This is a genomic window from Planococcus dechangensis (assembly GCF_042654465.1).
GTDB lineage: Bacteria > Bacillota > Bacilli > Bacillales_A > Planococcaceae > Planococcus > Planococcus dechangensis.
This window is the reverse complement of record NZ_JBHSGL010000005.1, coordinates 504023-528663: the sequence shown is the minus strand read 5'-3', so window position 1 is coordinate 528663 and position 24641 is coordinate 504023. Positions and strand designations below refer to the sequence as shown.

The 24641-nt window shown below is 46.4% G+C and carries 26 protein-coding genes and 1 riboswitch; of the genes, 25 read left to right on the top strand and 1 reads right to left on the bottom strand.

What is annotated here, in order from left to right; all coding sequences use genetic code 11:
- Positions 1-6: 6 nt before the first annotated feature.
- The 7 genes from ACFO5U_RS05870 (at position 7) to ACFO5U_RS05840 (ending at position 8114) form a co-directional block, all read left to right on the top strand.
- Positions 7-1659, top strand: a complete 1653-nt coding sequence (locus ACFO5U_RS05870; protein WP_377277515.1) for a cytochrome c biogenesis ResB family protein — start codon at positions 7-9, stop codon at positions 1657-1659.
- Positions 1656-2840, top strand: coding sequence for a c-type cytochrome biogenesis protein CcsB (gene ccsB / locus ACFO5U_RS05865; RefSeq protein WP_377277513.1), 1185 nt, complete (start codon positions 1656-1658; stop codon positions 2838-2840). The genes ACFO5U_RS05870 and ccsB overlap by 4 nt, the downstream gene beginning before the upstream one ends.
- 101 nt (positions 2841-2941) lie before the next feature.
- Positions 2942-3658, top strand: a complete 717-nt coding sequence (locus ACFO5U_RS05860) for a response regulator transcription factor (RefSeq protein ID WP_377277512.1) — start codon at positions 2942-2944, stop codon at positions 3656-3658.
- Complete coding sequence (locus tag ACFO5U_RS05855; RefSeq protein ID WP_377277510.1) at positions 3651-5429, top strand: ATP-binding protein; 1779 nt, start codon at positions 3651-3653, stop codon at positions 5427-5429. Before ACFO5U_RS05860 ends, ACFO5U_RS05855 begins: the two co-directional genes overlap by 8 nt.
- A gap of 46 nt (positions 5430-5475) precedes the next feature.
- Positions 5476-6009, top strand: a complete 534-nt coding sequence (gene sigX / locus ACFO5U_RS05850) for an RNA polymerase sigma factor SigX (protein WP_377277509.1) — start codon at positions 5476-5478, stop codon at positions 6007-6009.
- Entirely contained in the window at positions 5999-7180 is a 1182-nt protein-coding gene (locus tag ACFO5U_RS05845; protein ID WP_377277507.1) for a hypothetical protein, read from the top strand. The genes sigX and ACFO5U_RS05845 overlap by 11 nt, the downstream gene beginning before the upstream one ends.
- Positions 7181-7256: 76 nt before the next feature.
- A riboswitch (FMN riboswitch) is annotated at positions 7257-7390 on the top strand.
- Between the two features lie 142 nt (positions 7391-7532).
- The gene (locus ACFO5U_RS05840) at positions 7533-8114 is read left to right on the top strand and encodes an ECF transporter S component (protein ID WP_377277505.1); all 582 of its coding nucleotides are present in this window, start codon (positions 7533-7535) and stop codon (positions 8112-8114) included.
- A gap of 44 nt (positions 8115-8158) precedes the next feature.
- Here the strand turns inward: ACFO5U_RS05840 and ACFO5U_RS05835 are convergent, their stop codons facing one another.
- Positions 8159-8410, bottom strand: coding sequence for a ferredoxin (locus ACFO5U_RS05835; protein WP_377277503.1), 252 nt, complete (start codon positions 8408-8410; stop codon positions 8159-8161).
- A gap of 106 nt (positions 8411-8516) precedes the next feature.
- Here ACFO5U_RS05835 and ACFO5U_RS05830 point away from each other — a divergent pair, with 106 nt between their 5' ends.
- From ACFO5U_RS05830 to folE, 18 genes are all read left to right on the top strand, one after another.
- The gene (locus tag ACFO5U_RS05830) at positions 8517-9542 is read left to right on the top strand and encodes a YpbB family protein (RefSeq protein WP_377277501.1); all 1026 of its coding nucleotides are present in this window, start codon (positions 8517-8519) and stop codon (positions 9540-9542) included.
- Positions 9539-10966, top strand: a complete 1428-nt coding sequence (locus tag ACFO5U_RS05825) for a RecQ family ATP-dependent DNA helicase (RefSeq protein WP_377277499.1) — start codon at positions 9539-9541, stop codon at positions 10964-10966. The genes ACFO5U_RS05830 and ACFO5U_RS05825 overlap by 4 nt, the downstream gene beginning before the upstream one ends.
- Before the next feature lie 78 nt (positions 10967-11044).
- Complete coding sequence (locus ACFO5U_RS05820; protein WP_377277497.1) at positions 11045-11818, top strand: LysM peptidoglycan-binding domain-containing protein; 774 nt, start codon at positions 11045-11047, stop codon at positions 11816-11818.
- A 61-nt stretch (positions 11819-11879) separates the two neighbouring features.
- Positions 11880-12509 carry a CBS domain-containing protein gene (locus ACFO5U_RS05815; protein ID WP_377277496.1) on the top strand — a complete coding sequence of 210 codons (630 nt, stop codon included), beginning with the start codon at positions 11880-11882 and terminating at the stop codon, positions 12507-12509.
- Positions 12510-12576: 67 nt separating this feature from the next.
- The gene (locus ACFO5U_RS05810) at positions 12577-13362 is read left to right on the top strand and encodes a metallophosphoesterase (RefSeq protein WP_377277494.1); all 786 of its coding nucleotides are present in this window, start codon (positions 12577-12579) and stop codon (positions 13360-13362) included.
- A 32-nt stretch (positions 13363-13394) separates the two neighbouring features.
- Entirely contained in the window at positions 13395-14369 is a 975-nt protein-coding gene (locus ACFO5U_RS05805) for a YpdA family putative bacillithiol disulfide reductase (protein ID WP_377277493.1), read from the top strand.
- 23 nt (positions 14370-14392) lie between these two features.
- Positions 14393-15361, top strand: a complete 969-nt coding sequence (locus ACFO5U_RS05800) for an asparaginase (RefSeq protein WP_377277492.1) — start codon at positions 14393-14395, stop codon at positions 15359-15361.
- 33 nt (positions 15362-15394) lie between these two features.
- Complete coding sequence (gene prsW, locus ACFO5U_RS05795; RefSeq protein WP_377277490.1) at positions 15395-16069, top strand: glutamic-type intramembrane protease PrsW; 675 nt, start codon at positions 15395-15397, stop codon at positions 16067-16069.
- 195 nt (positions 16070-16264) lie between these two features.
- A complete protein-coding gene (gene cmk / locus ACFO5U_RS05790; protein ID WP_377277488.1) occupies positions 16265-16945 on the top strand; it encodes a (d)CMP kinase in 681 nt (226 codons plus the stop codon).
- A complete protein-coding gene (locus ACFO5U_RS05785) occupies positions 16942-17523 on the top strand; it encodes a lysophospholipid acyltransferase family protein (protein WP_377277486.1) in 582 nt (193 codons plus the stop codon). The genes cmk and ACFO5U_RS05785 overlap by 4 nt, the downstream gene beginning before the upstream one ends.
- A gap of 77 nt (positions 17524-17600) precedes the next feature.
- Positions 17601-18746, top strand: coding sequence for a 30S ribosomal protein S1 (gene rpsA / locus ACFO5U_RS05780; RefSeq protein WP_377277484.1), 1146 nt, complete (start codon positions 17601-17603; stop codon positions 18744-18746).
- A gap of 21 nt (positions 18747-18767) precedes the next feature.
- Positions 18768-19802, top strand: coding sequence for a type 2 isopentenyl-diphosphate Delta-isomerase (fni, locus tag ACFO5U_RS05775; protein ID WP_377277482.1), 1035 nt, complete (start codon positions 18768-18770; stop codon positions 19800-19802).
- A 93-nt stretch (positions 19803-19895) separates the two neighbouring features.
- Complete coding sequence (der, locus tag ACFO5U_RS05770) at positions 19896-21206, top strand: ribosome biogenesis GTPase Der (protein ID WP_377277480.1); 1311 nt, start codon at positions 19896-19898, stop codon at positions 21204-21206.
- A 129-nt stretch (positions 21207-21335) separates the two neighbouring features.
- A complete protein-coding gene (locus ACFO5U_RS05765; RefSeq protein ID WP_377277478.1) occupies positions 21336-22355 on the top strand; it encodes an NAD(P)H-dependent glycerol-3-phosphate dehydrogenase in 1020 nt (339 codons plus the stop codon).
- Between the two features lie 88 nt (positions 22356-22443).
- Positions 22444-22647 carry a DUF2768 domain-containing protein gene (locus ACFO5U_RS05760; protein ID WP_058380557.1) on the top strand — a complete coding sequence of 68 codons (204 nt, stop codon included), beginning with the start codon at positions 22444-22446 and terminating at the stop codon, positions 22645-22647.
- A 13-nt stretch (positions 22648-22660) separates the two neighbouring features.
- Positions 22661-23371 carry a hypothetical protein gene (locus ACFO5U_RS05755; RefSeq protein WP_377277476.1) on the top strand — a complete coding sequence of 237 codons (711 nt, stop codon included), beginning with the start codon at positions 22661-22663 and terminating at the stop codon, positions 23369-23371.
- A 174-nt stretch (positions 23372-23545) separates the two neighbouring features.
- Complete coding sequence (locus ACFO5U_RS05750; RefSeq protein ID WP_052651392.1) at positions 23546-23818, top strand: HU family DNA-binding protein; 273 nt, start codon at positions 23546-23548, stop codon at positions 23816-23818.
- A gap of 237 nt (positions 23819-24055) precedes the next feature.
- Positions 24056-24631 carry a GTP cyclohydrolase I FolE gene (folE, locus tag ACFO5U_RS05745; RefSeq protein ID WP_377279465.1) on the top strand — a complete coding sequence of 192 codons (576 nt, stop codon included), beginning with the start codon at positions 24056-24058 and terminating at the stop codon, positions 24629-24631.
- Positions 24632-24641 lie beyond the last annotated feature (10 nt).

Below are 24641 nucleotides of genomic sequence, written 5' to 3'. Positions count from 1 at the left end.
TTTCGGATGGACAAATTGCTTTGTAAATGCGGCCATGAAAATCCACCAGGCACGAATCTTTGCGAATCGTGCGGGCGGCCGCTTAGTGAACAGGAAGAAAATAATAATTTAGCAGACATGCGTTATGAAGGTACGGCAAGAAGATCGCAGACGTACAATAAATCGATCATCGACAAGATATGGAACTTTTTTTCTAGCGTAAAAGTCGGTGTCAGTATTATCGTCATCTTGTTAATTGCCGCAGCACTTGGAACGATCTTGCCGCAACAGCAGTATGTTCCAGCAAATACCGAAGCCGCTATCGAGGCCTATTATACGGACATTTACGGAACGGTTGGGACGGTATACCATGCGTTAGGTTTCCATGATATGTACAATTCGTTTTGGTTTATTGCATTGGTCGGAATGCTCGCGATTTCGCTAATCATTGCAAGCCTCGACCGTTTTGTGCCGCTCTACAAATCTTTGAAAAACCAGCGTGTCTTGCGCCATCCAAGCTTCATGCGCAAACAGCGCATTTACGGCCATGGGCCGGGGCAAGAAGATACGATGAAAAAAGCGGCAGAAAAATTGAGCGAACTGAAATACAAAGTGACGACCGATAAAAACGGCCTGCTAGCTGAAAAAGGCCGTTTTTCTAGATGGGGTCCTTATGTAAACCACATTGGATTGATCATCTTCTTGTTCGGCGTCATGCTGCGTATGATTCCCGGCTTTTATGTGGATGAAACTTTGTGGATCCGTGAAGGCGAAACGCGTGCCATCCCGGATGCACCGGGCTATGTTCTCGAGAGCAAAGGTTTTACGCTGGAAACTTATACTGGTGAAGGCGAGCAGGAGAAATTCGGCGAAGCCATCGAACGGGTAGGTACTGTTGCGAAAAACTATCAGACGGATGTGGTGCTTTACAAAGTACCAGAAGGAGCACTGCCAGGTGATACGAGCGAGATGGATGTGGTCGAAGAATACCCGATCCGCGTCAATCAGCCATTCAAATTTGATGGCTATGCATTGTATCAAATGGATTTCCGCCAAGATGAGTTCAGCACAATGAGCTTCGCGCTGGAAAACAAGGAAACTGGAGAAAGCAGCGGGGAATTGACTTTTGACTTGGTCAATCCGGAAACGACTTATGAGATGGCAGATGGCTCGGTCGTCGAACTTCTCGGCTACTATCCGGATTTCTCAGGTTTTGAAAATGGAGAGCCGCAAACTGCGACACCGTTGCCAAAGAATCCAGGTTTTCTTGTCAGAATGACAACACCGGAAACGCCTGATGGTGAAACCAGTTTCATCACCATCCAGAATACCATTGAGCCTTTGGGCGAAAATGAGTATAAACTGGCATTCCAGAATGTAGAGACACGGGATGCATCCGGCCTGACGGTTCGCAAAGACCGGACATTGCCGATCCTGGGGCTTGGCGGATTGATCTTTATGATCGGCGTCGCACAAGGAATGTATTTCAACCACCGTCGCTTCTGGATTCAGCAGCAGCCGGATGGCAGCATCCTGCTTGCAGGACATACGAACAAGAACTGGTTCGGCTTGAAGAAAGATTTGGATCAAGTAAATGAGCACGCTTCTCTTCCAGCTTATCGCGATCAGCAGGAAGATTTGGAAGCACAGGAGAAAAGGGAAGGTGAACAAACGACATGACGTTAGCCGATATTAGCTCCAATTTATTATACGTAGCGTTTATCGCTTATTTGCTAGCAACTTTTGTTTTCGGAGGAGCGGTCAAAGGCAATAAAGAAGGCTCCTTCAAATCAGAGCAGCGTTGGGGCAAAGTGGCCATCACTATTACAGTCATCGGCTTCCTTTCGCAATTGGGTTATTTCATTACACGCTGGATCGTGACAGGGCATGCCCCTGTCAGTAATATGTTTGAATTCACCACAGCTTTCGGCATGACGCTTGTCGGCGGGTTCATCATTTTGTATACGCTATATAAAACAGCGGTACTCGGCATGATCGTTTTGCCGATTGCGCTATTGATCATTGCTTATGCAAGCATGTTCCCGAGCGAAGTGAGTCCATTAATTCCGGCGCTTCAAACCAACTGGCTGGCGATTCACGTCATTACCGTCGTCATCGCAGAAGGGATTCTGGCGATCAGTGCAGCTGCGGGCTTGATTTACTTGCTTAAAGTTGTCGATCAAAAGAAAAAGTCGAAACAGCGCTTTTGGCTTGAAGCTATCATGTACTCGCTCGTCCTAGTGCTCGGCTTTGTCGTGACCAGCACATTTTTCACTTTGACAAATTATGAAGCGGATTTCGCTTATGTCAACAAAGATGAACAGGCTTCGCAAATCACTTATAACATGCCGGCGATTTTCGGCATGAACGATTATGAGGCACTTTCTGATGGAGCATTTACACCGCTAGTGGAAATGCCTCCGATTATTCACGCCGGTAAACTGACGACCGTTTTCTGGTCTGTACTGGTCGGCTCAGTAATGTATTTATTGATTCGATTGATTTTCCGCAAACGGATTTCCGCGATGCTGCAGCCATTTACGAAAAATGTCAATTTGCAGTTGATGGATGAAATCAATTACCGGTCAATCATCATCGGCTTTCCGATCTTCTCGCTCGGTGCGTTGATCTTCGCCATGATTTGGGCGCAAATCGCGTGGTCGCGCTTCTGGGGCTGGGACCCGAAAGAAGTATGGGCACTGGTTACATTTTTGTTCTATGCCGCTTATTTGCACTTGCGGCTCGGCAGAGGGTGGGCAGGCGAAAAATCTGCTTGGCTTGCGGTAATCGGATTCGCCATCATCATGTTCAATCTGGTGGCGGTTAACTTGATTATTGCAGGACTTCACTCGTACGCTTGACGAAAAAAGCCTTTTCCTTCATTGGAAAAGGCTTTTCGTTTATTTTTGGAACCCTTATCGGTACAATGAAACTTATAGAGATGAAAGTTGGAGGGATTAGGATGTCTGAAGAAATTACAATTCTCGTAGTGGACGACGAAGAAAGAATCCGCCGCTTATTGAAAATGTATTTAGAGCGTGAAGGATATATGGTAGAAGAAGCAGAAAATGGTGTCGAAGCAATGGAGAAAGCTTTAGAAACCGATTACCATTGCATCTTGCTCGATTTGATGATGCCTGAGAAAAATGGCATAGAAGTCGCGACAGAACTACGAGAAACAAAAATGACGCCAATCATCATGCTGACTGCAAAAGGGGAAGAAGCCAACCGTGTGGAAGGCTTTGAATCCGGTGCGGATGATTATATCGTCAAACCGTTCAGCCCGCGCGAAGTGGTGTTGAGAGTCAAAGCGATCTTGCGCCGATCATCGGCGTATTCACCGACGACAAACTCGAGCGTTTCGAAAGATTTGGTTGTCTTTCCTCATTTGACGATCGACCACGATGCGCATCGCGTAACGGCAGACGGCGTCGAAGTGAATTTGACGCCAAAAGAATACGAACTTTTATATTTTCTGGCAAAATCGCCGGACAAAGTGTTCGACCGGGAGCATTTGCTGAAAGAAGTATGGCATTACGACTTTTTTGGAGACCTGCGCACTGTCGATACGCACGTGAAGCGTTTGCGCGAAAAGTTGAACCGTGTCTCCGAATCCGCCGCCAAGATGATCGTCACCGTATGGGGCGTCGGATACAAATTCGAGGTCGGCAATGAATAGAATATGGAATAGCATCGTCGGGAAGCTGTGGGTAACCATTTTGCTTCTCGTTTCCTTTGTCCTGTTTATTGTAACTGTTCTACTGTTGGAGTTCCTCGGCAATTTCCATAGTGAAACCGTCGAAGAAACGCTGCATAACGAAGCGAATATGATTGCACGGATTTTTAATGACCATGAGGGAGAAAGCACACTTTCAATTGTCGGCGAAGTATTGGGGGACGAAACCAATGCCGTCATCGCGGAAGAGCCTGGCTCTATTTCTTACTTTCTGCATGACGGATTGAATGGTGAAGAAATAAGGGAAAAGATCATCAGCGAGCCCGAATTCCAAAGCGTCTTCGAAAGCGATCAGCCTGTGACCAAAGAAATGCTGTTGCCGTCTCTGACCGAATCAGACCGCATGGAATCGTATATCGTCATGGCGTCGCCATTGCAAACGAATGACGAACTGCACGGTACAGTATTCATCTATCAATCTTTGGAAGTAATGGACCGGACAGCGGAGCGGACGACCAATATCGTCTTTCTTTCCGCATTTCTCGCTTTGCTATTGACGACGATTTTCGCCTTTTTCCTATCGACACGCATCACCTCTCCACTCCGCAATATGCGTGAAGGGGCCTTTGAACTTGCCAAAGGCAATTTTGATACAAAAGTGAAAGTTTCATCAGGGGATGAAATCGGCCAATTGGCGATTGCCTTCAACCAGATGGGCCGGCAATTGAAAGATCACGTGGAAGTCATCAATCAGGAAAAAGAACAATTATCGAGTATCTTGACGTCGATGGCAGATGCGGTCATTACATTTAACCAAGACAAAACGGTCTTGCTGAGCAATCCGCCTGCTGACAAATTAATGTACCAATGGCTTCAAAAAGGCGGCAATGCGGATGTAAATACTTTGCCGCCGGAAATGCTGCATATGTTGGATCATGTGTTGACGTTTCAAGAGGAAATAGAAGAAGAACTGGAAATTGAAGGAGCCTATTATGCCATTAATTTTAGTCCATTGTACAGTGGCCAGAGCGTGCGCGGAGCAGTAGCGGTGCTTCACAATATGACCGAACAGCACCGTCTGGAAAAATTGCGGGAAGATTTCATTGCGAACGTTTCCCACGAACTACGTACGCCGATTGCGATGCTTCAAGGCTATAGTGAAGCGCTACTCGATGACGTCGGGGCGAGTGATGAAGAACGCGATGAAATGACCAAGATCATCTATGAGGAATCTCAGCGCATGGGGCGCTTGGTGACGGATTTATTGAATTTGGCGCGCATGGAATCCGGCCATATGAGACTTTACAAACAGCTTGTTCAATTCAATACCGTTATCGAACGCATGACCAATAAATTCGCGCAAGCTGCCAAAGAAAACGGCATTGCCTTGAGCTTTACGACAAATCTTGACGATTGGACAGCTGCCGATTTGGATGAAGACCGCATCGAACAAGTGATGACCAATTTGATCGATAATGCACTTCGCCATACGCCGCAAGGAGGGCAAGTGTATGTGCATGTCGAACAAACTGGAGACTACGCAAAAGTATCGGTCAACGATACTGGAGCAGGCATCTCTCAAGAAGACTTGGCATTCGTCTTCGAGCGTTTCTATAAAGCGGACAAAGCGCGAACACTTGGCAAAGGCGGTACTGGACTTGGCTTGGCGATTGCCAGCAATATCATTAAAGCGCACGCTGGAGACATACACGTTGAAAGCACACTCGGCAAAGGCACTTCCTTTATCTTCACACTGCCGATTATGAAGATGTAACTTTTTTGGCAAGTCGACGACTAATCCAAGGAACGGGGGGAGTTACGTGAATGACTCCGTGTTTCACCGGCTATACGACGAGTATCATCAAGACGTTTTTCAATTTCTCGTTTATTTGGTCAAGGATAGGCATTTGGCAGAGGATTTGATGCATGAAGTTTATGTGCGGGTATTCCGCGCATACGATCGTTTCCAAGGGAAAAGTTCAGAGAAGACATGGCTTTTCTCGATTGCGAAAAATGTGGCCATCGACCATTTCCGGAAAATGGCAGTGCGGAAAAAGCATTCAATGGATTTCTTTGATTGGGAAACCCAGCAATTGGTATCTTCCGAACGCATTCCGGAAGAAGTTTCCATGCTTAATGAGGACAAAATCCGTCTATATCAAATGCTTGATTTGTGTACAGGTGACCAAAAGCTGGTCATCATCATGCGTTATTTCCAAGACCTTTCCATCGCTGAAACAGCCGAAGTCCTGGGGTGGTCGGAAGGGAAAGTCAAAACGACCCAGCACCGTGCAATCCGGTCCCTCCGTCAAAAATTAAGCGTCGCAGAAGGGGGAGGAGAATATGCCGAATGACAAATGGAACGATGAAGAAATCGAAAATTTGTTGCGGGATTTCCCCGAAATCAAAGATCAACGGCCAAAAGCCGAAGTGTATAAACAATTAATTCAAGATAAGCCTACAACAAAGCAGCCGAAACGTTGGCTGCCTCTGCTAGTAGCCATCGTGGCATTTTTCAGCATCAGCGTTTTGGTCGTCTCCTTATTGCAGCAAAATGGAACCGACTCATCTGTCGCGGATCCATCCGGTAAAGATGAGCAGTCTATGATGACTATAGACCAGGCAGATCAGGAAGAAGCTGTTGAACAACAAACCCAACCAGATGAAACGGCTGAGCCTGAAGGGGAATCGGCAGCTACATCTTTTGAAAACGAAGCACTGCGTACGGCGGTGTATGAAAGCGACTTGAGTGATCATCAATTGTTCCGCATAGGCCTCACGCATCTTGCGTACGTCGTGCCGGTAAGCTTCATGATTTCAAATGAACAAGCGAATGGAGCTGAAAGTTCTGTCGAATTGTATGAACAGTTTGCAGAGCAAGTCGACGAAGTAGGATTGGGCTTTGATGACTATCATCCATTTGCAGGCTATTTCGAGCAGGGCAATGAGCGGCTCAATCATTATCTGCCAAATGATCACCCATATGATGAAGGGTCCGCTTCTACGCTATTGTATTTATCGAGTCTTGAAGAAACCTTTATGGATCAACAGGAGATCCGCATTCTGAACGACCAAGGCGAAGCGGCAGAGTTTTCACACCTCGGTGTTGCGGGTCCTGTAGTTCCGGATGAACAAGGGCAAAGCTTCTATGTGCTCAGTTCTGCAAAAGAGGCTTATTTAGCGCCTGCCTACGGAATGTCGGAAGCACAACCTCAAGAAGCGCTGATGTCCTTGAAAATCTCGCCGAATGATGATTATTCAAGCCCGATACCTGTACACATCAATTATGCAGCAGAACAGCAAGACGACGCTGTCGCGATCGAATTCGATGAGCCGCTCGATTTGTTGTCGCTCGATGAGCAAGAGGCGATGACAATGATCGAGAGCATGGCTTTGACCGCAGCATCTTACGGCGTTTCACTTCAGTTCGAAAACATCGTCCAAGACCAATGGGGTGGATTTGATTTCGCAGGACCGATTGAATTGCCGGTCTCTGCAAACCGTATGGATTGGCCACAAAAATAAAATGGCAGCAATGTAAGCAGGAAGGTTTACATTGTTGTCATTTTTTTATAAGATTAACTTGTATAAAAAAATATCGATTCATCTTCGGGGCAGGGTGCAATTCCCTACCGGCGGTAATTGGACAATGGTCCATCAGCCCGCGAGCCGTAAAACGCAGGATTTGGTGAAATTCCAAAGCCGACAGTATAGTCTGGATGGGAGAAGGTGAAGGTACGGACGTATGCCGTTTATATTTAAGCGGACCGTTTATTTGGTGTGCCTATTCTCCCTTAAGTGCTTTGCTTAAGGGATTTTTTGCGGCAATATGCGTCCGAACCTTTCTTCTGGTGAATCACGACAAGGAGAGAGGATTATGAAGAACAAGAAATTGCAATCGATGATTGTCGTCGGTATGCTGAGCAGCATCTCTTTCGTATTGATGCTATTCAATTTTCCGCTGCCGGCTTTGCCCGCATTTTTGAAAGTGGATTTCAGTGACGTCCCTGCACTTATCGCAGCCATTACGATGGGGCCAGTCGCCGGAGTGCTTGTCGCATTCTTTAAAAACGTACTGGATTGGATTTTTTCCGGAAGCCCTACAGGTGTACCTGTAGGCCATATGGCGAACTTCGCTACAAGCCTATTGTTCATTTTGCCGGTTTATGCAGTTTACCGGAAGGTTTCGACTAAAAAAGGCATTGCATTCGGCTTGGTGATCGGCACACTTTCGATGGCTATCGGAATGAGCGTGCTCAACTATTTCGTATTCTTGCCAATGTATACGTACTTCCTTAATATGCCTGCCCAGACGGGAAATGTGCTGTACACGACGATTGTGCTCGGTATTTTGCCGTTCAACTTGATCAAAGGCTTGGCGCTCACAACGGTCGTCCTGCTGATCTTCGGCAGTATGCATACATGGATCGAAAAGCAGCGTTCCTATTATTTATCATAAAAAAGAAGCGGCCGGAAGAGTAATCTTCCAGCCGCTTTTTATATTCAATCTTCGTATTTTAATGGATTGCCATCAAAAGACTCGTCTGCAACTTTAATGGAATCGGTTGGACACCCTTCAAATGCGTCTTCCATATCCTCTAGCAGCTCATCTGGTACTTGTTCAGTCCCCATGTTATCATCAAGAATAACGAAAGCGATGCCCTCATCATCATAATCATAAATGTCTGGTGCTGCTGCTCCACATGCGCCACAAGCGATGCACGTATCCTTATCAACAATGGTATATTTAGCCATTCCAGTTCCTCTCCTTTATCTCCGAACAAGTTCAGTTATACTATCGTTTTTATTCTATAGATGTTCCTTGTGTTTTTCAACCCAAAACCGCCGGGAGGTTATATCATTGCGATTTGATGAAGTCGTTTTAGCCATAATGAAAGCGGTAGACGGTCAGCGGACCATTTCTTCCCCTTATCATTTAATTAAAGGAAAAAAGTCAGGACAAACCATTCAAGATATCGGCTATTTTAATTTGCATCCGTTTTTTGGAGTGCTGCCGAAATTGGATAAGTCCGATTATCTAGCTTCAGTATCAAGGCTCCAGTCAGCCGGTTTGCTTGAGGTAGGCGATGAGCAAGTGCGTCTTACGTCCCGAGCAGTGGAATTGCCTTTGCCGGAGACGGCTCTTAACGGTTGGAAGTATAGAGGGAATGAAAGTCGTTTTTTTGCCCGCTTGTCGCTGGTTGTTCAAACGATGTCTTGTTTTATGCAAAATCAAACACGCTTTGATCCGGTCGTTGCCGATGAAACCGTTCAAACGTGGGTGAGAAGTTATTTACAGCGCATCCGCTTCCGCGACACAGATGTCCAGCATGCATTCAAAGAGCAGCTCGAGAATTCACTGCAAGTCGTTGAGGCAGAATCTTGGCAAAAGGACATCATCATAGAGCGGCTATCGGGCTTCAATATCGGCGGCCTTACATGGGATCAAATAGCCATGAGGCGACAAATTTTGCCGATTGATGCAAAAATAGCGGCTGTCGAAGTGATGCATGCCTGGCTGGATGTTATAGAAGAAATACGGCCTGCGTTATTATTGGCAATGCTCGAGGACATCGTTCAGCAGTCCGCTTTAACGGAATCGGCAAAACGAACTCAAAGTTTATTTGACCGCGGCTTTTCGCTTGAGCAAATAGCGGAACTGCGACAGTTGAAAACGAGTACCATTGAAGATCATTTTGTGGAATTGGCGATGAACGATCGTGCTTTTCTTTATACGCCCTTTATGGATAGGGCTGTTTATAAAAAAATCAACGAAATTAGCGCAGAGTTGAAGACGATGCGCTTACGCGATATTAAAGAGCACTTGCCGGAAGCGAGCTATTTCCAAATTCGTTTGGCGCTGGCGATGCGGGGGGCGGGAAAATGAAATTAGATCAGCTGTTATACGAATCATACGGGTTTGCAGAATTCCGGCCAGGCCAAAAAGAAGTGATTGAGCAAGTGCTTTCCGGTCGCGACGTATTGGCCTTACTGCCAACTGGCATGGGCAAATCCATGTGCTATCAGTTGCCGGGGAAAGTGCTCCCAGGTGCAGTTGTCATTGTTTCGCCGCTATTATCGCTTATGCAGGACCAAGTCGCACAATTGAAAAAAATGGGAGAAAAATCAGTTATAGCAATCAATTCATTTATGCAGCCGGATGAACGGGAGCGCGTTTGGAAAATGCTTGATCAATACCGTTTTATTTTCATCGCGCCGGAAATGCTTGTCCAACCCTATGTGCTTGGTAAATTGAAAGGAATCGGCATCTCATTGCTCGTTGCCGATGAAGCCCATTGCATATCCCAATGGGGCTTTGATTTCCGTCCCGATTATTTGCGGATTTCAGAAGTATTGCCTGCACTGGGCAATCCCCAGACCTTGGCATTGACCGCGACAGCTACCGATAAAGTGACCGATGAGATTCAGCGCTATTTGAAACTAAATGATCCGTTCATATACGTCCATCCGATGGACAGGCCAAATATCAGCTACAACATTCGGAAATTCAGCGATGAAAAAGAAAAGCTAGAGCAATTGCTTACAATGGTAAAAAACTACGGCGGACCAGGAATCATCTATGCAGGTACGCGAAAAAAAGCGCAGGAACTAGCGGGCCGTCTGTTGGAGCAGAACATACAAGCCGCTTTTTATCATGGCGGAATGGAACAACAAGACCGCATTTTTGTGCAGCAGCAATTCCAAAACAAAGAATTGGAATGGGTTTGTGCCACCAATGCATTTGGCATGGGCGTCCACATACCGGATATTCGTCAAGTTATACATTATCAGCTGCCGTCTTCCATAGAAGGCTATGTACAAGAAATTGGAAGAGCAGGACGCGACGGTAACCCATCGCTTGCAACTTTGCTTTACGTGGACGGAGACGAGCGGCTTGTCGAAAGTTTGGTACTGGATGATTTGCCCGAACGCCATGAAGTCGAACTGATTTATAGTGCCGGAGCGGAAGCGAAACAACTGGTCGATCAAGGCTTAGTGAGGGAAACGGCTTACCGCATCCTCATTTATTGGCGAGAACGAATTTCTATGGAAGGCACTTTGAACCAGATGGAGCTTTTGAAAAAAGAAAAGCTGCGCCAAGCGAATACAATCCGTCAATTGGTTCATTGCCAGGGCTGTATACGCATGTTTATCAGTGCTAGCTTTGATCAGGAAACCCCTGTCGTGCCGCATAGTTGCTGCAGTTTCCACGGAATTGATTACGACTTGTTCAAAGCGAATAGCCAGAAACCAACAGCCAATTCCATGTCGTCTTGGCAAGAGCGTCTAAAGGCCATTCTCCCTATATGAAATTTATATTCTAATATTTACAAATAAGTCTTTTTTCGTCATAATAGATATATTAGTACAGATAGGGGTAGTCGTGAAATGGGAAACGATAAATATCGTGAATCGATGGAGAAAAATCGTCAGGAATTGTCGCAGGAACGAATGGCAGAATTGTCGCGGCGTTCACGCCAAGCACCTAAAGCCAATAGTAGGGGCTTGCTGTTGCCGTCCTTGTTTTTCATCTTTATTTTGATTCCGGTTACTTTATTGATTTATGTTGCGTTCTATTACGAACCGGATGACACCTTAACCGCCAAAACCACCGAAAATCAAGTCAGTTTTGAATTGAATTCCCAAACTCCAGCTAGCGGCACCGTGCTAGCAGCTTCCGAAGATTCAACAGAAGACGAAAGAGAATTCAAAGCGCAACAAGCTGCTGAACAAAAAGAATTAAAAGCAAAAGCCCGTGAACGCGAAGCAAAAGCCGCGGAAGAAGAAAAACAACAAGCGGCAGCGAAAGCAAAGGCGGAAGCAGATAAGAAAGCTCAAGAAAGTGCAGCCGCCGAACAAAAAGCGCGTGAAGAAGCTGAAGCACAGGAACAGGCGAAAGCACTGGCTCAACAGCAAGCTGAAGAGAAAAAACGAGCAGAAGCTGAACAAAAAACAGAAGCTGAACAAAAAACAGAAACAGAGCAAGAAACGCCAACAGCTGGCGGCAAAACGATTGTCGTTCAGTCGAGTGAGACGCTTTACCGCATTGCGGTCAATAATTACGGCGCGAGCGGAGCAGCAGCAGCAGTCGAGAAAATTAAACAAGCGAACGGATTGGGATCTAATAATATTAGCCCGGGACAAACATTGATTTTGCCGTAAGGCGAGATTAAATGCCGCCTGATAGGGAAAAGAGACAGTAGAAAGTTAAAGAGGTGAGCAGATGTTTGTTAAGAGTGCATTAGTTAAAAAGGAAAAATGTTATATCGTCCGCCCAGAAGATACAATGGAGAAAGGGCTCGAGCTGTTGGAGCAGCATTCAGTAGATGCACTCCCAGTCGTTGAAGGAGAAGAATTTAAGGGTATTTTCACTTGGTACCATGCGTATCGCGCTTTCTTCTATTCGAATGCGAACAAGGATGAATATATCCGTTCCACAAAAATAAAAGATGTTATGGTCAACCAGGATGTCTTTTTGAACATCAACGACGTTTATGAAAAAGCACTAGTTGAATTGCGTGATTTTCCGATCATTGCTGTTGTGGATGAAGGGAAATTTCTTGGCATCGTGACCCGTTTTGATGTAGTCAACCAATTGCAAAGTGCGTTCGGAATGCAGCAGCCTGGATTCCGCATCACATTCACTTCCGTTGAATCCGAAGGTCGCATTGGACGTTTGGGTGAAATTATTGAAAAGTACAAAGAGTCGGTCGTGTCGCTTGTAACTTTCGATGAAACCGACAAAGTTGTGCGCCGGATTGTTTTGAAAGTCAAAAAGAAGAACAATATGGACAAATTCACAAAAGAGCTGGAAAAATCCGGTTTCCGCATTCTCGATATTACGCAAGATTGAATAGCGGTGGAACAGAAAACATAAGCCCAGCTTATGTTTTTTTGTTGATTTGGAAAGGATGTAGGCGATGAAATGGTTTTTACGATTGGCATCATTAGGTGCTGCAATGGCCGCTTGGATGTATCGCAATGCCCATAGTGAAAAGAAGCGCCGCGCAGTCGTCCGATTAGCAGGAAAAGCTCAGTTCAAGCCCTTTAGGATGCTGTTCATATCGGACGTCCATCGGCGCAAGCTTCACCGCCGGCTGTTCAATGAACCGGTCGACATTGTGGTGATAGGCGGGGACTTTGTCGAACGTGGTGTTTCGATAGAGAGGATTCGGGGCAACTTGCGCATCCTACGGGAAATGGCGCCGGTTTATTATGTATTCGGCAATAACGACCGTGAAGTGGGCGAAGAACTTCTTTATAAGTTGTTTGAGGAAGAGTGCGTAAAAGTGTTAGACGACGAGTCTGTAGAATTGTTCGGAAATCCACGCCTGAAATTAGTCGGCATCGATTATTTTGCGTTCCGTAAAGAAAGCTTAGCGGCCGCCTTCTGTATGGTGCAACCGGATGATTCCATTATTTTTGTCTGCCATACCCCTTTCATCTTCGGTAAAGTAAAAGAAAACTACACAGCGAGTTTGCTTTTGGCGGGCCATACACATGGCGGTCAGATCCGGATCGGACCGTTTGGGATTTTTGACCGAGGTGCACTCAAAAGCGGAAATGGCCGAACAGAATTAGTCAGCAATGGCTTCGGAACAACGACTGTGCCGCTAAGGCTTGGAGCTGCGGCAGAATACCACGTGCTGGAAATTCATCCATCTGAAGGCGATACGGGTTTGGCACAAATGGCTCGAATCGGATAAACTGAATATGGACATTACTAGGAGTGGTGTAAATGGAACGTGCTGACGTCATCATTATAGGCGGCGGACCTTGCGGGTTATCGGCTGCCATAGAAATTCAGAAACTGGGCTTGCGTGCCATCGTTATCGAGAAAGGCAATATCGTCAACGCCATCTATCGTTATCCGACTCATCAGACGTTTTTCAGCAGCAGCGAAAAACTATCGATCGGAGATGTTCCTTTTATTACAGAGGAACGCAAGCCGAAGCGCAATCAAGCGCTTGTTTATTATAGGGAAGTCGTCAAGCGGCATCAACTGGACATCCGTCCGTTTGAAACAGTGTTGTCAGTCGAGCGCTCAAATGAATTTCTCGTAAAAACATCAAAAGCATTGTATGCGGCAAGCTATGTCGTGGCTGCTACAGGTTATTACGATTTTCCAAACAAACTCGAAGTGCCTGGTGCTGAGATGGAGAAAGTGATGCATTATTTCAAGGAAGGCCATCCGTATTTCGATTGCGACGTATTGGTGATCGGAGGCAAAAACTCCGCGGTCGATGCGGCGCTTGAATTACATAAAGCGGGAAGCCGTGTGACCGTTTCATATCACGGTACAAGCTATTCGAAAAGCGTTAAACCATGGATTCTGCCTGAATTCGACGGCTTGGTGAGGGGTGGGGAAATTACGATGCTTTTTGATTCCATCGTCGATGAAATCCGGGAAGGCGAAGTGGAATTGACTGTCAACGATACGAAAGAAACGCTGCCGAATGATTTTGTGTTCGCTATGATCGGCTATCACCCGGACCACCGTTTTCTTGAACAAATGGGTATCGAAATCGACAAGGCAAGCGGTAGGCCGAAATTTGATGAAAAAACGATGGAAAGCAATGTCGACGGCTTATTTATTGCAGGCGTCATAGCAGCAGGCAACAATGCCAATGAAATCTTTATTGAAAATGGCCGTTTCCACGGCCGTCAAATCGCCGCGGCAATTGCCGAAAAACAAGGGCGTCCGAACCGTTAACAAGTAAAAAAGAGAGGTGCTTTATGAAGAAAAAAGTTTCGTTGATCACGACAGGGGGCACGATTGCCAGCAAAGCCATTTCAGACGGTTTGTTGCAATCCGGTGCGATTTCGGGAAAAGAGCTTGCGGAATTGTGCCAGCTTCCTGAAGAAATAGAAGTGAAAGTAATTGATGTTTATCAATTGCCGAGCATGCACATCGGCTTTTCGGAGATGAAAGTAATTAAAGAAGCTATCCTGGCGGAATTGCAAGATCCCGCGGTTGAAGGCGTTGTTGTCACCCATGGTACGGATACATTGGAAGAAACGGCTTATTTTTTGGATTTGACGATTGGGGATGAACGGACAGTAGTGGTCACGGGCAGCCAACGTTCTCCGGAAGAGGTCGGGACGGACGTTTATTCCAATTTACGCAATTCGATTTATGTCGCGGTCGACCCGGTCATAAAAGGGGTCGGGACGGTCGTCGTTTTCAATGAACGCATCTATAGTGCTAAATACGTTAAAAAAGTGCATGCCAGCAATTTACAAGGATTCGACTCATTCGGACATGGCTATCTTGGAATCATCGATAACGATAAAGTCCGCATTTATCAAAAACCTGCTTTTCGAGAAGTGCACCATATGCCTGGCGGTATTCCGCGCGTCGATATCGTCAAATGCTATTCGGGACAGGATGGATTGATTGTCGATATGCTTGTTGAAGCCGGGGCTAAAGGGATTATTTTGGAGGCAGCTGGCCGTGGGCAAGTTTCCCCGCATTTGGTCGATGCCATCGAACGAACAGTCAATTCAGGGATTCCGGTTGTTTTGACGACCAGTGCAGAAGAAGGAAATGCTTATCCAGCTTATAGCTACCCGGGAAGTGCGCATGATTTACTTAACCGAGGCGTTATACTAGGCAGCGATTATGACAGCAAAAAAGCGCGCATTAAACTGGCGATTTTACTATCCGGCAGCGAAACGGTCGATCCACTGGCATTCGAAATTTAACGATTCAACGAGGACAAATGGAGGAGGGCGCCTATGTTTGAGCTATTGACGGTGGCTATTGCGCCCGGGCTCGCATTGTTCAGTTATTTTTATTTGCGCGATCAGTTTGCAGGTGAACCGTCAAAATTGATTTTTCATTGCTTTTTATATGGAGCTCTGATGACATTCCCTATTTTGTTTGTCCAGTATGTATTCGAGGCTGAGAGCGTTTTTCAAAGCACGTTCGTGAAATCGGTGCTGTTTTCGAGCCTGCTGGAAGAGTTCTTTAAATGGATCGTTCTATTGGTGGCTGTATTCCGCCACATCGATTTTGAAGATCCATATGACGGCATTCTTTACGGGGCAAGCTTGTCCCTGGGGTTTGCGACTGTGGAGAACATCCTTTATCTATTGGAATATGGCTTAGGGGCTGCATTTCTTCGTGCCTTTTTGCCGGTTTCAAGCCATGCGCTTTTCGGCGTCGTCATGGGGTACTATTTCGGTAAAGCGAAATTCAGCAATAAGAAAGAAAGCAAATGGTGGTTGGGGATTGCCCTTATCGCTGCTGCAACACTGCACATCGCTTATAATGCCTCCCTCTACGCGTACGACAACTTGCTTTATGGCGCTGTGCCGTTCATGCTGTTTTTATGGTGGTTCGGCTTGCGTAAAGTACGCCAAGCACACCGCTTGTCTGTCGATCATTACCACAAGCATACGCCGCAATGACCGCCGCTAAGAAAGCCTTTACTCAAGGCTTTTTCTTTTTGCTTTCACGCGCATCAATCTTATTGATTTTCAATCGATACGACAGCAGTGAAATTTATGAGTTCGGCAGGGAAAGCGAGTAAAAAACAGAACATCAGTTTATACACATACGGATTATGATAAAATAAAATCATTACTTAGGATGAGGTGACAGTTTTGACTAATGCAATTCAAATTGCGATCGATGGGCCGGCTGCGGCAGGAAAAAGTACGATCGCTAAAATAGTGGCCGAAAAATTGGGCTATGTGTATATCGACACAGGAGCGATGTACCGGGCCATCACACTGAAAGCATTAAATGCCGGAATCAATATGGCGAGCAACGAAGAAGCAGGAGTATTGCTTGCTGATACCGAAATAGATTTGATCCCTATTGAAGGCGGTCAGAAAGTATTGCTAGACGGGGAAGATGTCTCCGAGGCGATACGTTCGCAGTATGTAACAAAAGCGGTATCGGAAATGGCCGCACACGAATTGGTCCGCAGACGAATGGTCGAGCTTCAGCAAAAGCTGGCTGAAGGACGTGGGGTGGTCATGGACGGCCGTGACATCGGCACGCATGTGCTGCCTGCTGCAGCGCTCAAAGTGTTTATGTCGGCGTCTGTTGAAGAACGCGCTAGACGGCGTTTCGAGGAAAACAAGAAACGTAACATCACAACACCGCTTGAAGAACTGCAAGCAGAAATCGCACAGCGGGACAAAATGGATTCCGAAAGAGAAGTTGCTCCACTCCAGCAAGCACAAGACGCGGTATATTTGGATACCACTAGCTTATCGATCACAGAGGCGGCAGCAGCAATCATGAAATTGGCGGAAGAGAGGTCAGTGGCGCTATGAATTTATATGCAATCGGCAAAACGCTCGTCAAAACAGCGTTAACACCACTTTATCGTTTCCAGGTAAGCGGCATTGAAAATTTCCCGAAAACGGGTGGAGTGCTGCTGTGCAGCAATCACATCCATGCACTAGATCCGCCGGTAGTCGGCATGACCGCACCGAGAACGGTCCATTTCATGGCTAAAGAAGAATTATTCAAAGCACCGATATTGGGGTCGATTTTGCCACAAGTCCACGCATTTCCAGTGAAACGCGGAATGAGTGACCGAGAAGCGCTGCGCACCGCATTGAAACTGTTGAAAAGTGGCGAAGTGGTCGGGTTGTTTCCGGAAGGAACGCGTTCAACGGACGGTGTTTTGAAAGCAGGATTGAGTGGAGCTGGTTTTTTTGCACTGCGTGGCAATGCTGATGTGATGCCTTGTGCTATCATTGGGCCTTATAGACCTTTCCGCAAAGTAAAAGTTGTCTACGGAGAACCAATTTTAATGGAGCCTTACCGAGAGCGCAAAGCCAATGCCGAAGAAGTGACCGAAGCCATCATGGCGAGTATTCAAAAGATTCTGGATGAAAACAGGTAAAATAAGTGATTATTTTTGTTTTTATTAGAGAATTCGAATAAAATAGAAGATGGATAGTTTGTGAAGGAGGGCTACTTATGTCAGAGGATATGAATTTGATGGAAAACCGTGACTTCCAAACAGGAGATCGCGTAAAAGGTATAGTCGCCAAAATCGAGGAAAAAGCCGTAACAGTAACGATCGACGGAGCGCCGTTCGACGGCATCATCCCGATCAGTGAGTTATCGAGCCTCCATATCGAAAAAGCTTCGGACTCGGTCCAAGAAGGCGATGAACTCGAACTGATCATCACGAAAGTGGAAGATGAGAACTTTGTGTTGTCCAAACGCAAAGTGGATGCTGAATCCGCTTGGGACGACCTTGAAAAGAAATTCGAATCCGGTGAAATCATCGAAGCAGAAGTGAAGGATGTCGTCAAAGGCGGTCTTGTCATCGACCTTGGCGTGCGCGGCTTTGTGCCCGCTTCACTTGTCGAAGACTATTTCGTGGAATCATTCGAAGATTACAAAGGCCGAGTCATGACCTTTAAAATTGTTGAAATGGAAAAAGAAAACAATCGCCTAATCCTCTCCCACCGTGCTGTAGTGGAAAGCGAAAAGGAATCGAAAAAAGAGCAAGTAATGGACTCCATCAATGCGGGTGATGTATTGGATGGGAAAGTCCAGAGAATCGCTTCCTTCGGAGCGTTTGTCGATATTGGCGGCGTCGATGGCTTGGTACACATTTCCCAACTGTCGCATGAGCATGTAGATAAAGTGTCCGACGTTGTGACGGAAGGCCAGCAAGTAAAAGTGAAAGTGTTATCGGTCGACCGTGACTCAGAACGCATTTCTTTATCGATCAAAGATACATTGCCTGGGCCATGGGATTCAATTGATGAAAAAGCGCCAAAAGGCTCTGTCCATACAGGAACAGTGAAACGTCTCGTCAGCTATGGGGCGTTTGTAGAAGTATTGCCGGGTGTCGAAGGTTTGGTGCATATTTCACAGATTGCCCACAAACATATCGCGACACCGCACGAAGTTCTTCAAGAAGGCCAGGAAGTTCAAGTGAAAGTGCTCGAAGCGAATAAAGATGATAAGCGCCTATCCCTCAGCATCAAAGAATTGCTGGAAAAAGATGCCGAACAGGACTTCTCCCAATACGACATGCCGGAAGAATCGTCCGGTTTTTCGATCAGTGATGTTATTGGAGATAAATTAAAAGGATTTAAATCCGAATAAATGTCACGGGCTAAAAGAAAAATGGACCACATCAATTATGCGCTGTCCACTGGACAAGGACGAGAAACTTGGCTTGAATGCGTCCGCTTTGTCCATCAGGCGCTGCCGGGAATCGATGTCGCTGATGTATCATTAAAGCCCAAAACAGGTGATTTGAAATTACAATCACCTGTTTTTATTAATGCCATGACAGGCGGCGGCGGGCAGGACACATTGCAATTAAATGCCTTGCTTGCAAAGGCGGCAAAAGAAACAGGTATTGCAATGGCAGTCGGTTCTCAAATGGCTGCGCTCAAAGACAAAACGGAGCGCGACAGCTACGCCATCGTCCGTCAAGAGAATCCTGACGGCATCGTCTTCGGGAATCTTGGCAGCGAAGCGAGTGTCTCGCAGGCTATAGAAGCTGTAGAAATGATTGGTGCCGATGCGCTGCAAATCCATTTAAACGTCGTCCAGGAATTGACCATGCCAGAAGGCGACCGCGAGTTCCGCGGGGCATTGGATCGCATTGCGCAAATTGCAGAATCAATCCATGTACCGGTCGTCGTCAAAGAAACAGGTTTCGGCATTTCGCATGAAACCGCAGAAGCGCTAAATCAGACACGTGTCGCCGCGATTGATGCGAGCGGTTTCGGCGGGACCAATTTCGCTAGCATCGAAAATGAGCGCAGACAGCGTAAATTGGCTTATTTTGAAGATTGGGGCATCCCGACCGCCGCAGCTATCGTAGAGTGCCGTGAAGGCTTTGGGCGCACCGTCCTGGCATCTGGAGGCCTTCAGGACGCAGGTGATTTAGTAAGGGCATTCCGCCTTGGTGCGGATGCGGCTGGCATTGCCGGCAGCTTTTTGAAACGTGCAGTCAACCTCGGTGAGATCGGGCTGATCGAAGAGATCAATGCGCTGCACGAAGATTTGACTATGCTTATGACTGCACTCGGTGCAAGGACCATTGAAGAAATACGCACCAGCCCTGTTGTCATCAGTGGAGAATTGCTGTCTCATCTGCAACAGCGCGGATATGGGACATCCCAATTTACAGTCATTGCAAAAAACTGAATATTGGACTATTTCGGAGGATGGACATTATGCAGATGTCGTCCTCTTTTTCGTGTATAATAAGCTTATCAGAAGTGGAAGGATGAATTAATTATGTCTAAACCGGTAGTAGCAATTGTTGGCCGGCCGAATGTAGGAAAGTCCACGATCTTTAATCGCGTGGTTGGAGAACGTGTCTCGATTGTAGAAGATATCCCGGGAGTCACACGTGACCGCATCTATAGTTCGGCTGATTGGCTGACGCATGAATTTAATATTATTGATACAGGAGGAATCGACCTCAGCGACGAGCCATTCCTAGAACAAATCCGCAGCCAAGCCGAAGTGGCAATGGATGAAGCGGACGTCATCATTTTCCTTGTCAATGGACGTGACGGCGTGACAGAACAAGATGAACAAGTCGCAAAAATTTTATACCGTACGAAAAAACCAGTTGTGCTCGCTGTCAATAAGATCGACAACCCAGATATGCGACACATGGTGTATGATTTCTATTCACTTGGAATTGGCGAGCCTTACCCGGTATCAGGTTCTCATGGACTGGGTCTTGGTGATCTATTGGATGAAGTGGCACAACACTTCCCGAAAGAAGATGATGAAGAATACCCGGACAATGTCATCAAGTTTTCGTTGATCGGCCGTCCGAACGTCGGTAAATCCTCTCTAGTCAATGCATTCCTTGGCGAAGAGCGAGTTATCGTCAGTGAAGTGGCTGGAACAACACGGGATGCTGTCGATACGCAATATGAATACGACGAGCAGCCTTATGTCATCATAGACACCGCAGGCATGCGCAAAAAAGGGAAAGTCTATGAAGGAACTGAAAAATACAGCGTTTTGCGCGCTTTGCGTGCAATTGAACGTTCAGACGTTGTGCTTGTCGTGTTGAATGCAGAAGAAGGCATTCAAGAACAGGACAAGAAAATTGCAGGTTATGCTCATGAAGCCGGCAAGGCGATCGTCATTGTCGTCAATAAATGGGATGCTGTGAAAAAAGACGATAAAACGATGAATAAATTCACGCAGCAAATCCGTGAACATTTCCTGTTTTTGGACTATGCACCGATCATGTTCGTCTCGGCGACAAGCGGCAAGCGTGTACACAATATTCTAGAAGTCATCAACCGCGTTAACGACAATCATTCACGTCGAATTCAATCGAGCATCCTGAATGAAGTCATTGAAGATGCAGTGGCGATGAACCCGGCACCATCAGATAAAGGACGCCGCCTGCGCCTTTATTACGTGACTCAAGTTGCCGTCAAACCGCCGACATTCGTCGTGTTCGTCAATGAACCAGAAATGATGCACTTTAGCTATGAACGCTTCTTGCAAAATCGGATCCGCGACAGCTTCGACTTCGAAGGCACACCGCTGCGCCTTATCACAAGAGCGCGCACATAAAGAGAAACTTCACTCAGCGGGTTTTCCGCTGAGTGTTAGTTGATCCAATCGGACGCTTGCGGCATGTCACATCCATTTGTGAAAATGTGCTTGTAATAGCCGTCAAAGCGTGGCAAAGGGGAGATACCGATGGAAAAAGTTACTGTATTTGGTGCAGGAAGTTGGGGTACGGCGCTTAGCTATGTCTTGGCGCAAAATGGCCATGACCTCCTGTTGTGGACACATCGCAAGGAACAGGCAGAAGAGATTAACAACCATACAAATGAACGTTATTTGAAAGGCGTCCAGTTGCCCGATTCCATAAAGGCCACTGCAGATCTCGATAGAGCGGTAGCTCATGCAGATATTATCGTGCTTGCTGTACCAACAAAAGCAATACGTGAAGTGTCCCGCGACATCCGTGCGCGACTGAGCAAAAAAGCCTTGTTTGTTCATGTATCAAAAGGCATCGAACCAGATTCATTAAAACGAATCAGCGAAATGATCCGTGATGAAATTCCGGCAGAGTTTATTGAAGAAGTGGTCATCTTGTCCGGACCAAGCCATGCAGAAGAAGTGGTATTGGAACATCCGACAACAGTGACGGCAGCATGTGCAAACACGCAAGCTGCGAATCGCATACAGGATTTGTTTATGAATTCCTATTTCCGGGTTTACACGAACACCGATGTCATCGGTGTCGAAATCGGCGGGGCTTTGAAGAATATCATTGCCTTGGCGGTCGGCATCACAGATGGGCTAGGCTATGGAGACAACGCGAAAGCCGCAATCATGACACGCGGCCTTGCTGAAATCGCACGGCTCGGCGTGAAGATGGGCGCTACCCCGCTGACCTTCTCCGGCTTGTCCGGCGTCGGTGATTTGATTGTCACATGTACGAGTGTCCATTCGCGCAACTGGCGCGCTGGCAACATGCTAGGCAAAGGAAAAAGCGTAGAAGAAGTGCTTGAAGAAATGGGCATGGTCGTCGAAGGAATCCGTACAACCAAAGCGGCTCATCAATTGGCTGAAAGATACCAAGTGCCAATGCCGATCACACAAGCCCTTTACATGGTTTTGTTCGAAGGGGTTAAACCTGAACTGGCCGTTGAAGAGCTGATGGGCCGTATGAAGAAAAATGAAATGGAAGATTTGGTCGACTTGCTTTAATTGTCACAAAAGGAGGGGCTGCTTGCTGCTGGCCCTCCTTTTTTTATGCTATACTATTGACTGAAACTCGACGAAAGGCGGCTTATTCATGAGTTCTTTGGATAAAATGTGGGTATCATTTGCAGGCATCGCTTTTTTGATCATTTCCATGGGAATGATCTATCTGAGCCGGTACAAATTGCAAAACGGTATCTTAAAATTTCTATTTGCGCTAATCGCGTATGTTCTGCTGATTTTAGGGTTCTTTATTATGGTATTTACCGTATTCAGCGGACCGACGGGTGGCGCTTGAGGGGATGAACGTGATGAAAAAGACGGCAATCTTCTTATTCGCGCTGTTCATCAGCTTGGCCTTGACGGGATGTGCTTACCCCACTGGTGAGCGTGCTCAAAATGAGATTCCGTATGAGGACCAGTTGATGACAGTGACTAATGCAGTCGAACGTTACCAAGAGGCTAATGGCGGTTTATTGCCGATCAAGACACGGGACATGGACGTTGATCAATACATTAAATATCCGGTCGATTTTTCGAAAATCGTTCCGGAATACACTGCTGAAATACCGACTACGGCATTTGAAGTGGGTGGGGTTTATCAGTATGTCTTAATGGATGTTGAAGAAAACCCTTCGGTAAAACTGGTTGATTTGCGTGTAGCGGAAGGTATCCGTTCGGTCAATGTCAGAAAAAGTGCAAACGGCGGAAGAGCACCGATTGCGGAAATCGTAGCGGACAATGTCTATCGCTTTAATCATGAAGCAATGGGATTCAGGGAAGAGCCGAGGGTGCAAAGCCCTTACAGCGGACAAATGCTGCCAATGGTCATTTCAGGGCGTGGCGAAGTGTATATCGACTATTCCATCGATTTATATGCGGCGATCCAGGAGTACGACGGTGAACTGCAAGAGGGACAGGATATCCGTTTTATCTTGTATGAAAATAGCCCGATTGTCCCTGCCTATTCACTTCCTTACACAATTGACGAAAATGGTGAACCAATCTTCTTGACTGATTGAAAACCCTTGATATAGCACGGATTTCAAGAAAATCCACATGTTTTTTAAAACTTTGGGAGTATTTGGTGTTTTTCTTTGAAATGTGGCCTATTAGTTGTTGCTATGCGATTTTCGTTGTGATACTCTTTTTACAGGATTGATGGCAAGCATCCCCTTTGAGAGGAGGTGAATAGCATGAACAAAACAGAATTAGTGAACTCTGTTGCAGAAGCGGCTGAACTTTCTCGTAAAGATGCTGCGAAAGCAGTTGACGCTGCATTTGAAGCGATTCAAGATGCTCTAACTAAAGGTGACAAAGTACAGCTGATTGGATTCGGTAACTTCGAAGTACGTGAGCGCGCAGCCCGTAAAGGACGCAACCCACAAACAGGTGCTGAAATCGAGATTGCCGCTAGCAAAGTCCCTGCCTTTAAGCCAGGTAAAGCACTTAAAGACGCAGTGAAATAAGCTTCGGCTACTGTACATAGAATGGCTTTTGTGAGATTCGTTCTTGCAAAGGCCATTCTTTTTTTCGGCCTCCTTTTTGCCAATACCCCCCGTAAATGCTACAATTCATGTGAGAAAAGCGGAGATGATAGGCGGTTTGACTATTTGGACGCCGAAAGCCTCGCGTCAACACAGTCGGTTACTGCAAGCCGCCCGAAAAGAGTGATTTTTTCTACAGGAGGAAAAAATGTGATAGATATGAAAAGCCACAACGTAGATTTGGAAAAAATAGAAAAGGCTGTCGGCATGATCCTTGAGGCAGTCGGTGAAGATGTCAGCCGTGAAGGGCTGCAAGACACCCCGAAACGTGTCGCGAAAATGTATGCGGAAGTTTTCGCCGGTTTAAAGGAAGATCCGAAAGAGTATTTCAGTACGGTATTCCATGAAAACCATGAAGAGTTGGTGTTGGTCAAAGACATTCCGTTTTATTCAATGTGTGAACATCACTTGGTGCCTTTCTTCGGTAAAGCCCATGTTGCATACATTCCACGGGACGGTGTTGTAACAGGACTGAGCAAACTGGCGCGCGCAGTTGAAACTGTGGCGAAACGTCCACAATTGCAGGAGCGGATTACATCAACGATTGCCGACTCCCTGATGGAAACATTAAACCCGCATGGCGTCTACGTAATGGTCGAGGCTGAGCACATGTGCATGACGATGCGCGGCATTAAGAAACCAGGCTCTAAGACGGTGACAGCTGTTTCGAGAGGTCTGCTAGAGACCGATGATGTGAAACGTTCAGAAGTCATAACGTATATCAATATGAACTAATAAACTTAAA

Coding starts and splice junctions, on each gene's coding strand:
- ACFO5U_RS05870 (WP_377277515.1), top strand. CDS start 7: ATGGACAAATTGCTTTGTAAATGCGGCCATGAAAATCCACCAGGCACG.
- ccsB (WP_377277513.1), top strand. CDS start 1,656: ATGACGTTAGCCGATATTAGCTCCAATTTATTATACGTAGCGTTTATC.
- ACFO5U_RS05860 (WP_377277512.1), top strand. CDS start 2,942: ATGTCTGAAGAAATTACAATTCTCGTAGTGGACGACGAAGAAAGAATC.
- ACFO5U_RS05855 (WP_377277510.1), top strand. CDS start 3,651: ATGAATAGAATATGGAATAGCATCGTCGGGAAGCTGTGGGTAACCATT.
- ACFO5U_RS05845 (WP_377277507.1), top strand. CDS start 5,999: ATGCCGAATGACAAATGGAACGATGAAGAAATCGAAAATTTGTTGCGG.
- ACFO5U_RS05840 (WP_377277505.1), top strand. CDS start 7,533: ATGAAGAACAAGAAATTGCAATCGATGATTGTCGTCGGTATGCTGAGC.
- ACFO5U_RS05835 (WP_377277503.1), bottom strand. CDS start 8,410: ATGGCTAAATATACCATTGTTGATAAGGATACGTGCATCGCTTGTGGC.
- ACFO5U_RS05825 (WP_377277499.1), top strand. CDS start 9,539: ATGAAATTAGATCAGCTGTTATACGAATCATACGGGTTTGCAGAATTC.
- ACFO5U_RS05820 (WP_377277497.1), top strand. CDS start 11,045: ATGGGAAACGATAAATATCGTGAATCGATGGAGAAAAATCGTCAGGAA.
- ACFO5U_RS05815 (WP_377277496.1), top strand. CDS start 11,880: ATGTTTGTTAAGAGTGCATTAGTTAAAAAGGAAAAATGTTATATCGTC.
- ACFO5U_RS05810 (WP_377277494.1), top strand. CDS start 12,577: ATGAAATGGTTTTTACGATTGGCATCATTAGGTGCTGCAATGGCCGCT.
- ACFO5U_RS05805 (WP_377277493.1), top strand. CDS start 13,395: ATGGAACGTGCTGACGTCATCATTATAGGCGGCGGACCTTGCGGGTTA.
- ACFO5U_RS05800 (WP_377277492.1), top strand. CDS start 14,393: ATGAAGAAAAAAGTTTCGTTGATCACGACAGGGGGCACGATTGCCAGC.
- prsW (WP_377277490.1), top strand. CDS start 15,395: ATGTTTGAGCTATTGACGGTGGCTATTGCGCCCGGGCTCGCATTGTTC.
- ACFO5U_RS05785 (WP_377277486.1), top strand. CDS start 16,942: ATGAATTTATATGCAATCGGCAAAACGCTCGTCAAAACAGCGTTAACA.
- rpsA (WP_377277484.1), top strand. CDS start 17,601: ATGTCAGAGGATATGAATTTGATGGAAAACCGTGACTTCCAAACAGGA.
- fni (WP_377277482.1), top strand. CDS start 18,768: ATGGACCACATCAATTATGCGCTGTCCACTGGACAAGGACGAGAAACT.
- der (WP_377277480.1), top strand. CDS start 19,896: ATGTCTAAACCGGTAGTAGCAATTGTTGGCCGGCCGAATGTAGGAAAG.
- ACFO5U_RS05765 (WP_377277478.1), top strand. CDS start 21,336: ATGGAAAAAGTTACTGTATTTGGTGCAGGAAGTTGGGGTACGGCGCTT.
- ACFO5U_RS05760 (WP_058380557.1), top strand. CDS start 22,444: ATGAGTTCTTTGGATAAAATGTGGGTATCATTTGCAGGCATCGCTTTT.
- ACFO5U_RS05755 (WP_377277476.1), top strand. CDS start 22,661: ATGAAAAAGACGGCAATCTTCTTATTCGCGCTGTTCATCAGCTTGGCC.
- ACFO5U_RS05750 (WP_052651392.1), top strand. CDS start 23,546: ATGAACAAAACAGAATTAGTGAACTCTGTTGCAGAAGCGGCTGAACTT.
- folE (WP_377279465.1), top strand. CDS start 24,056: ATGAAAAGCCACAACGTAGATTTGGAAAAAATAGAAAAGGCTGTCGGC.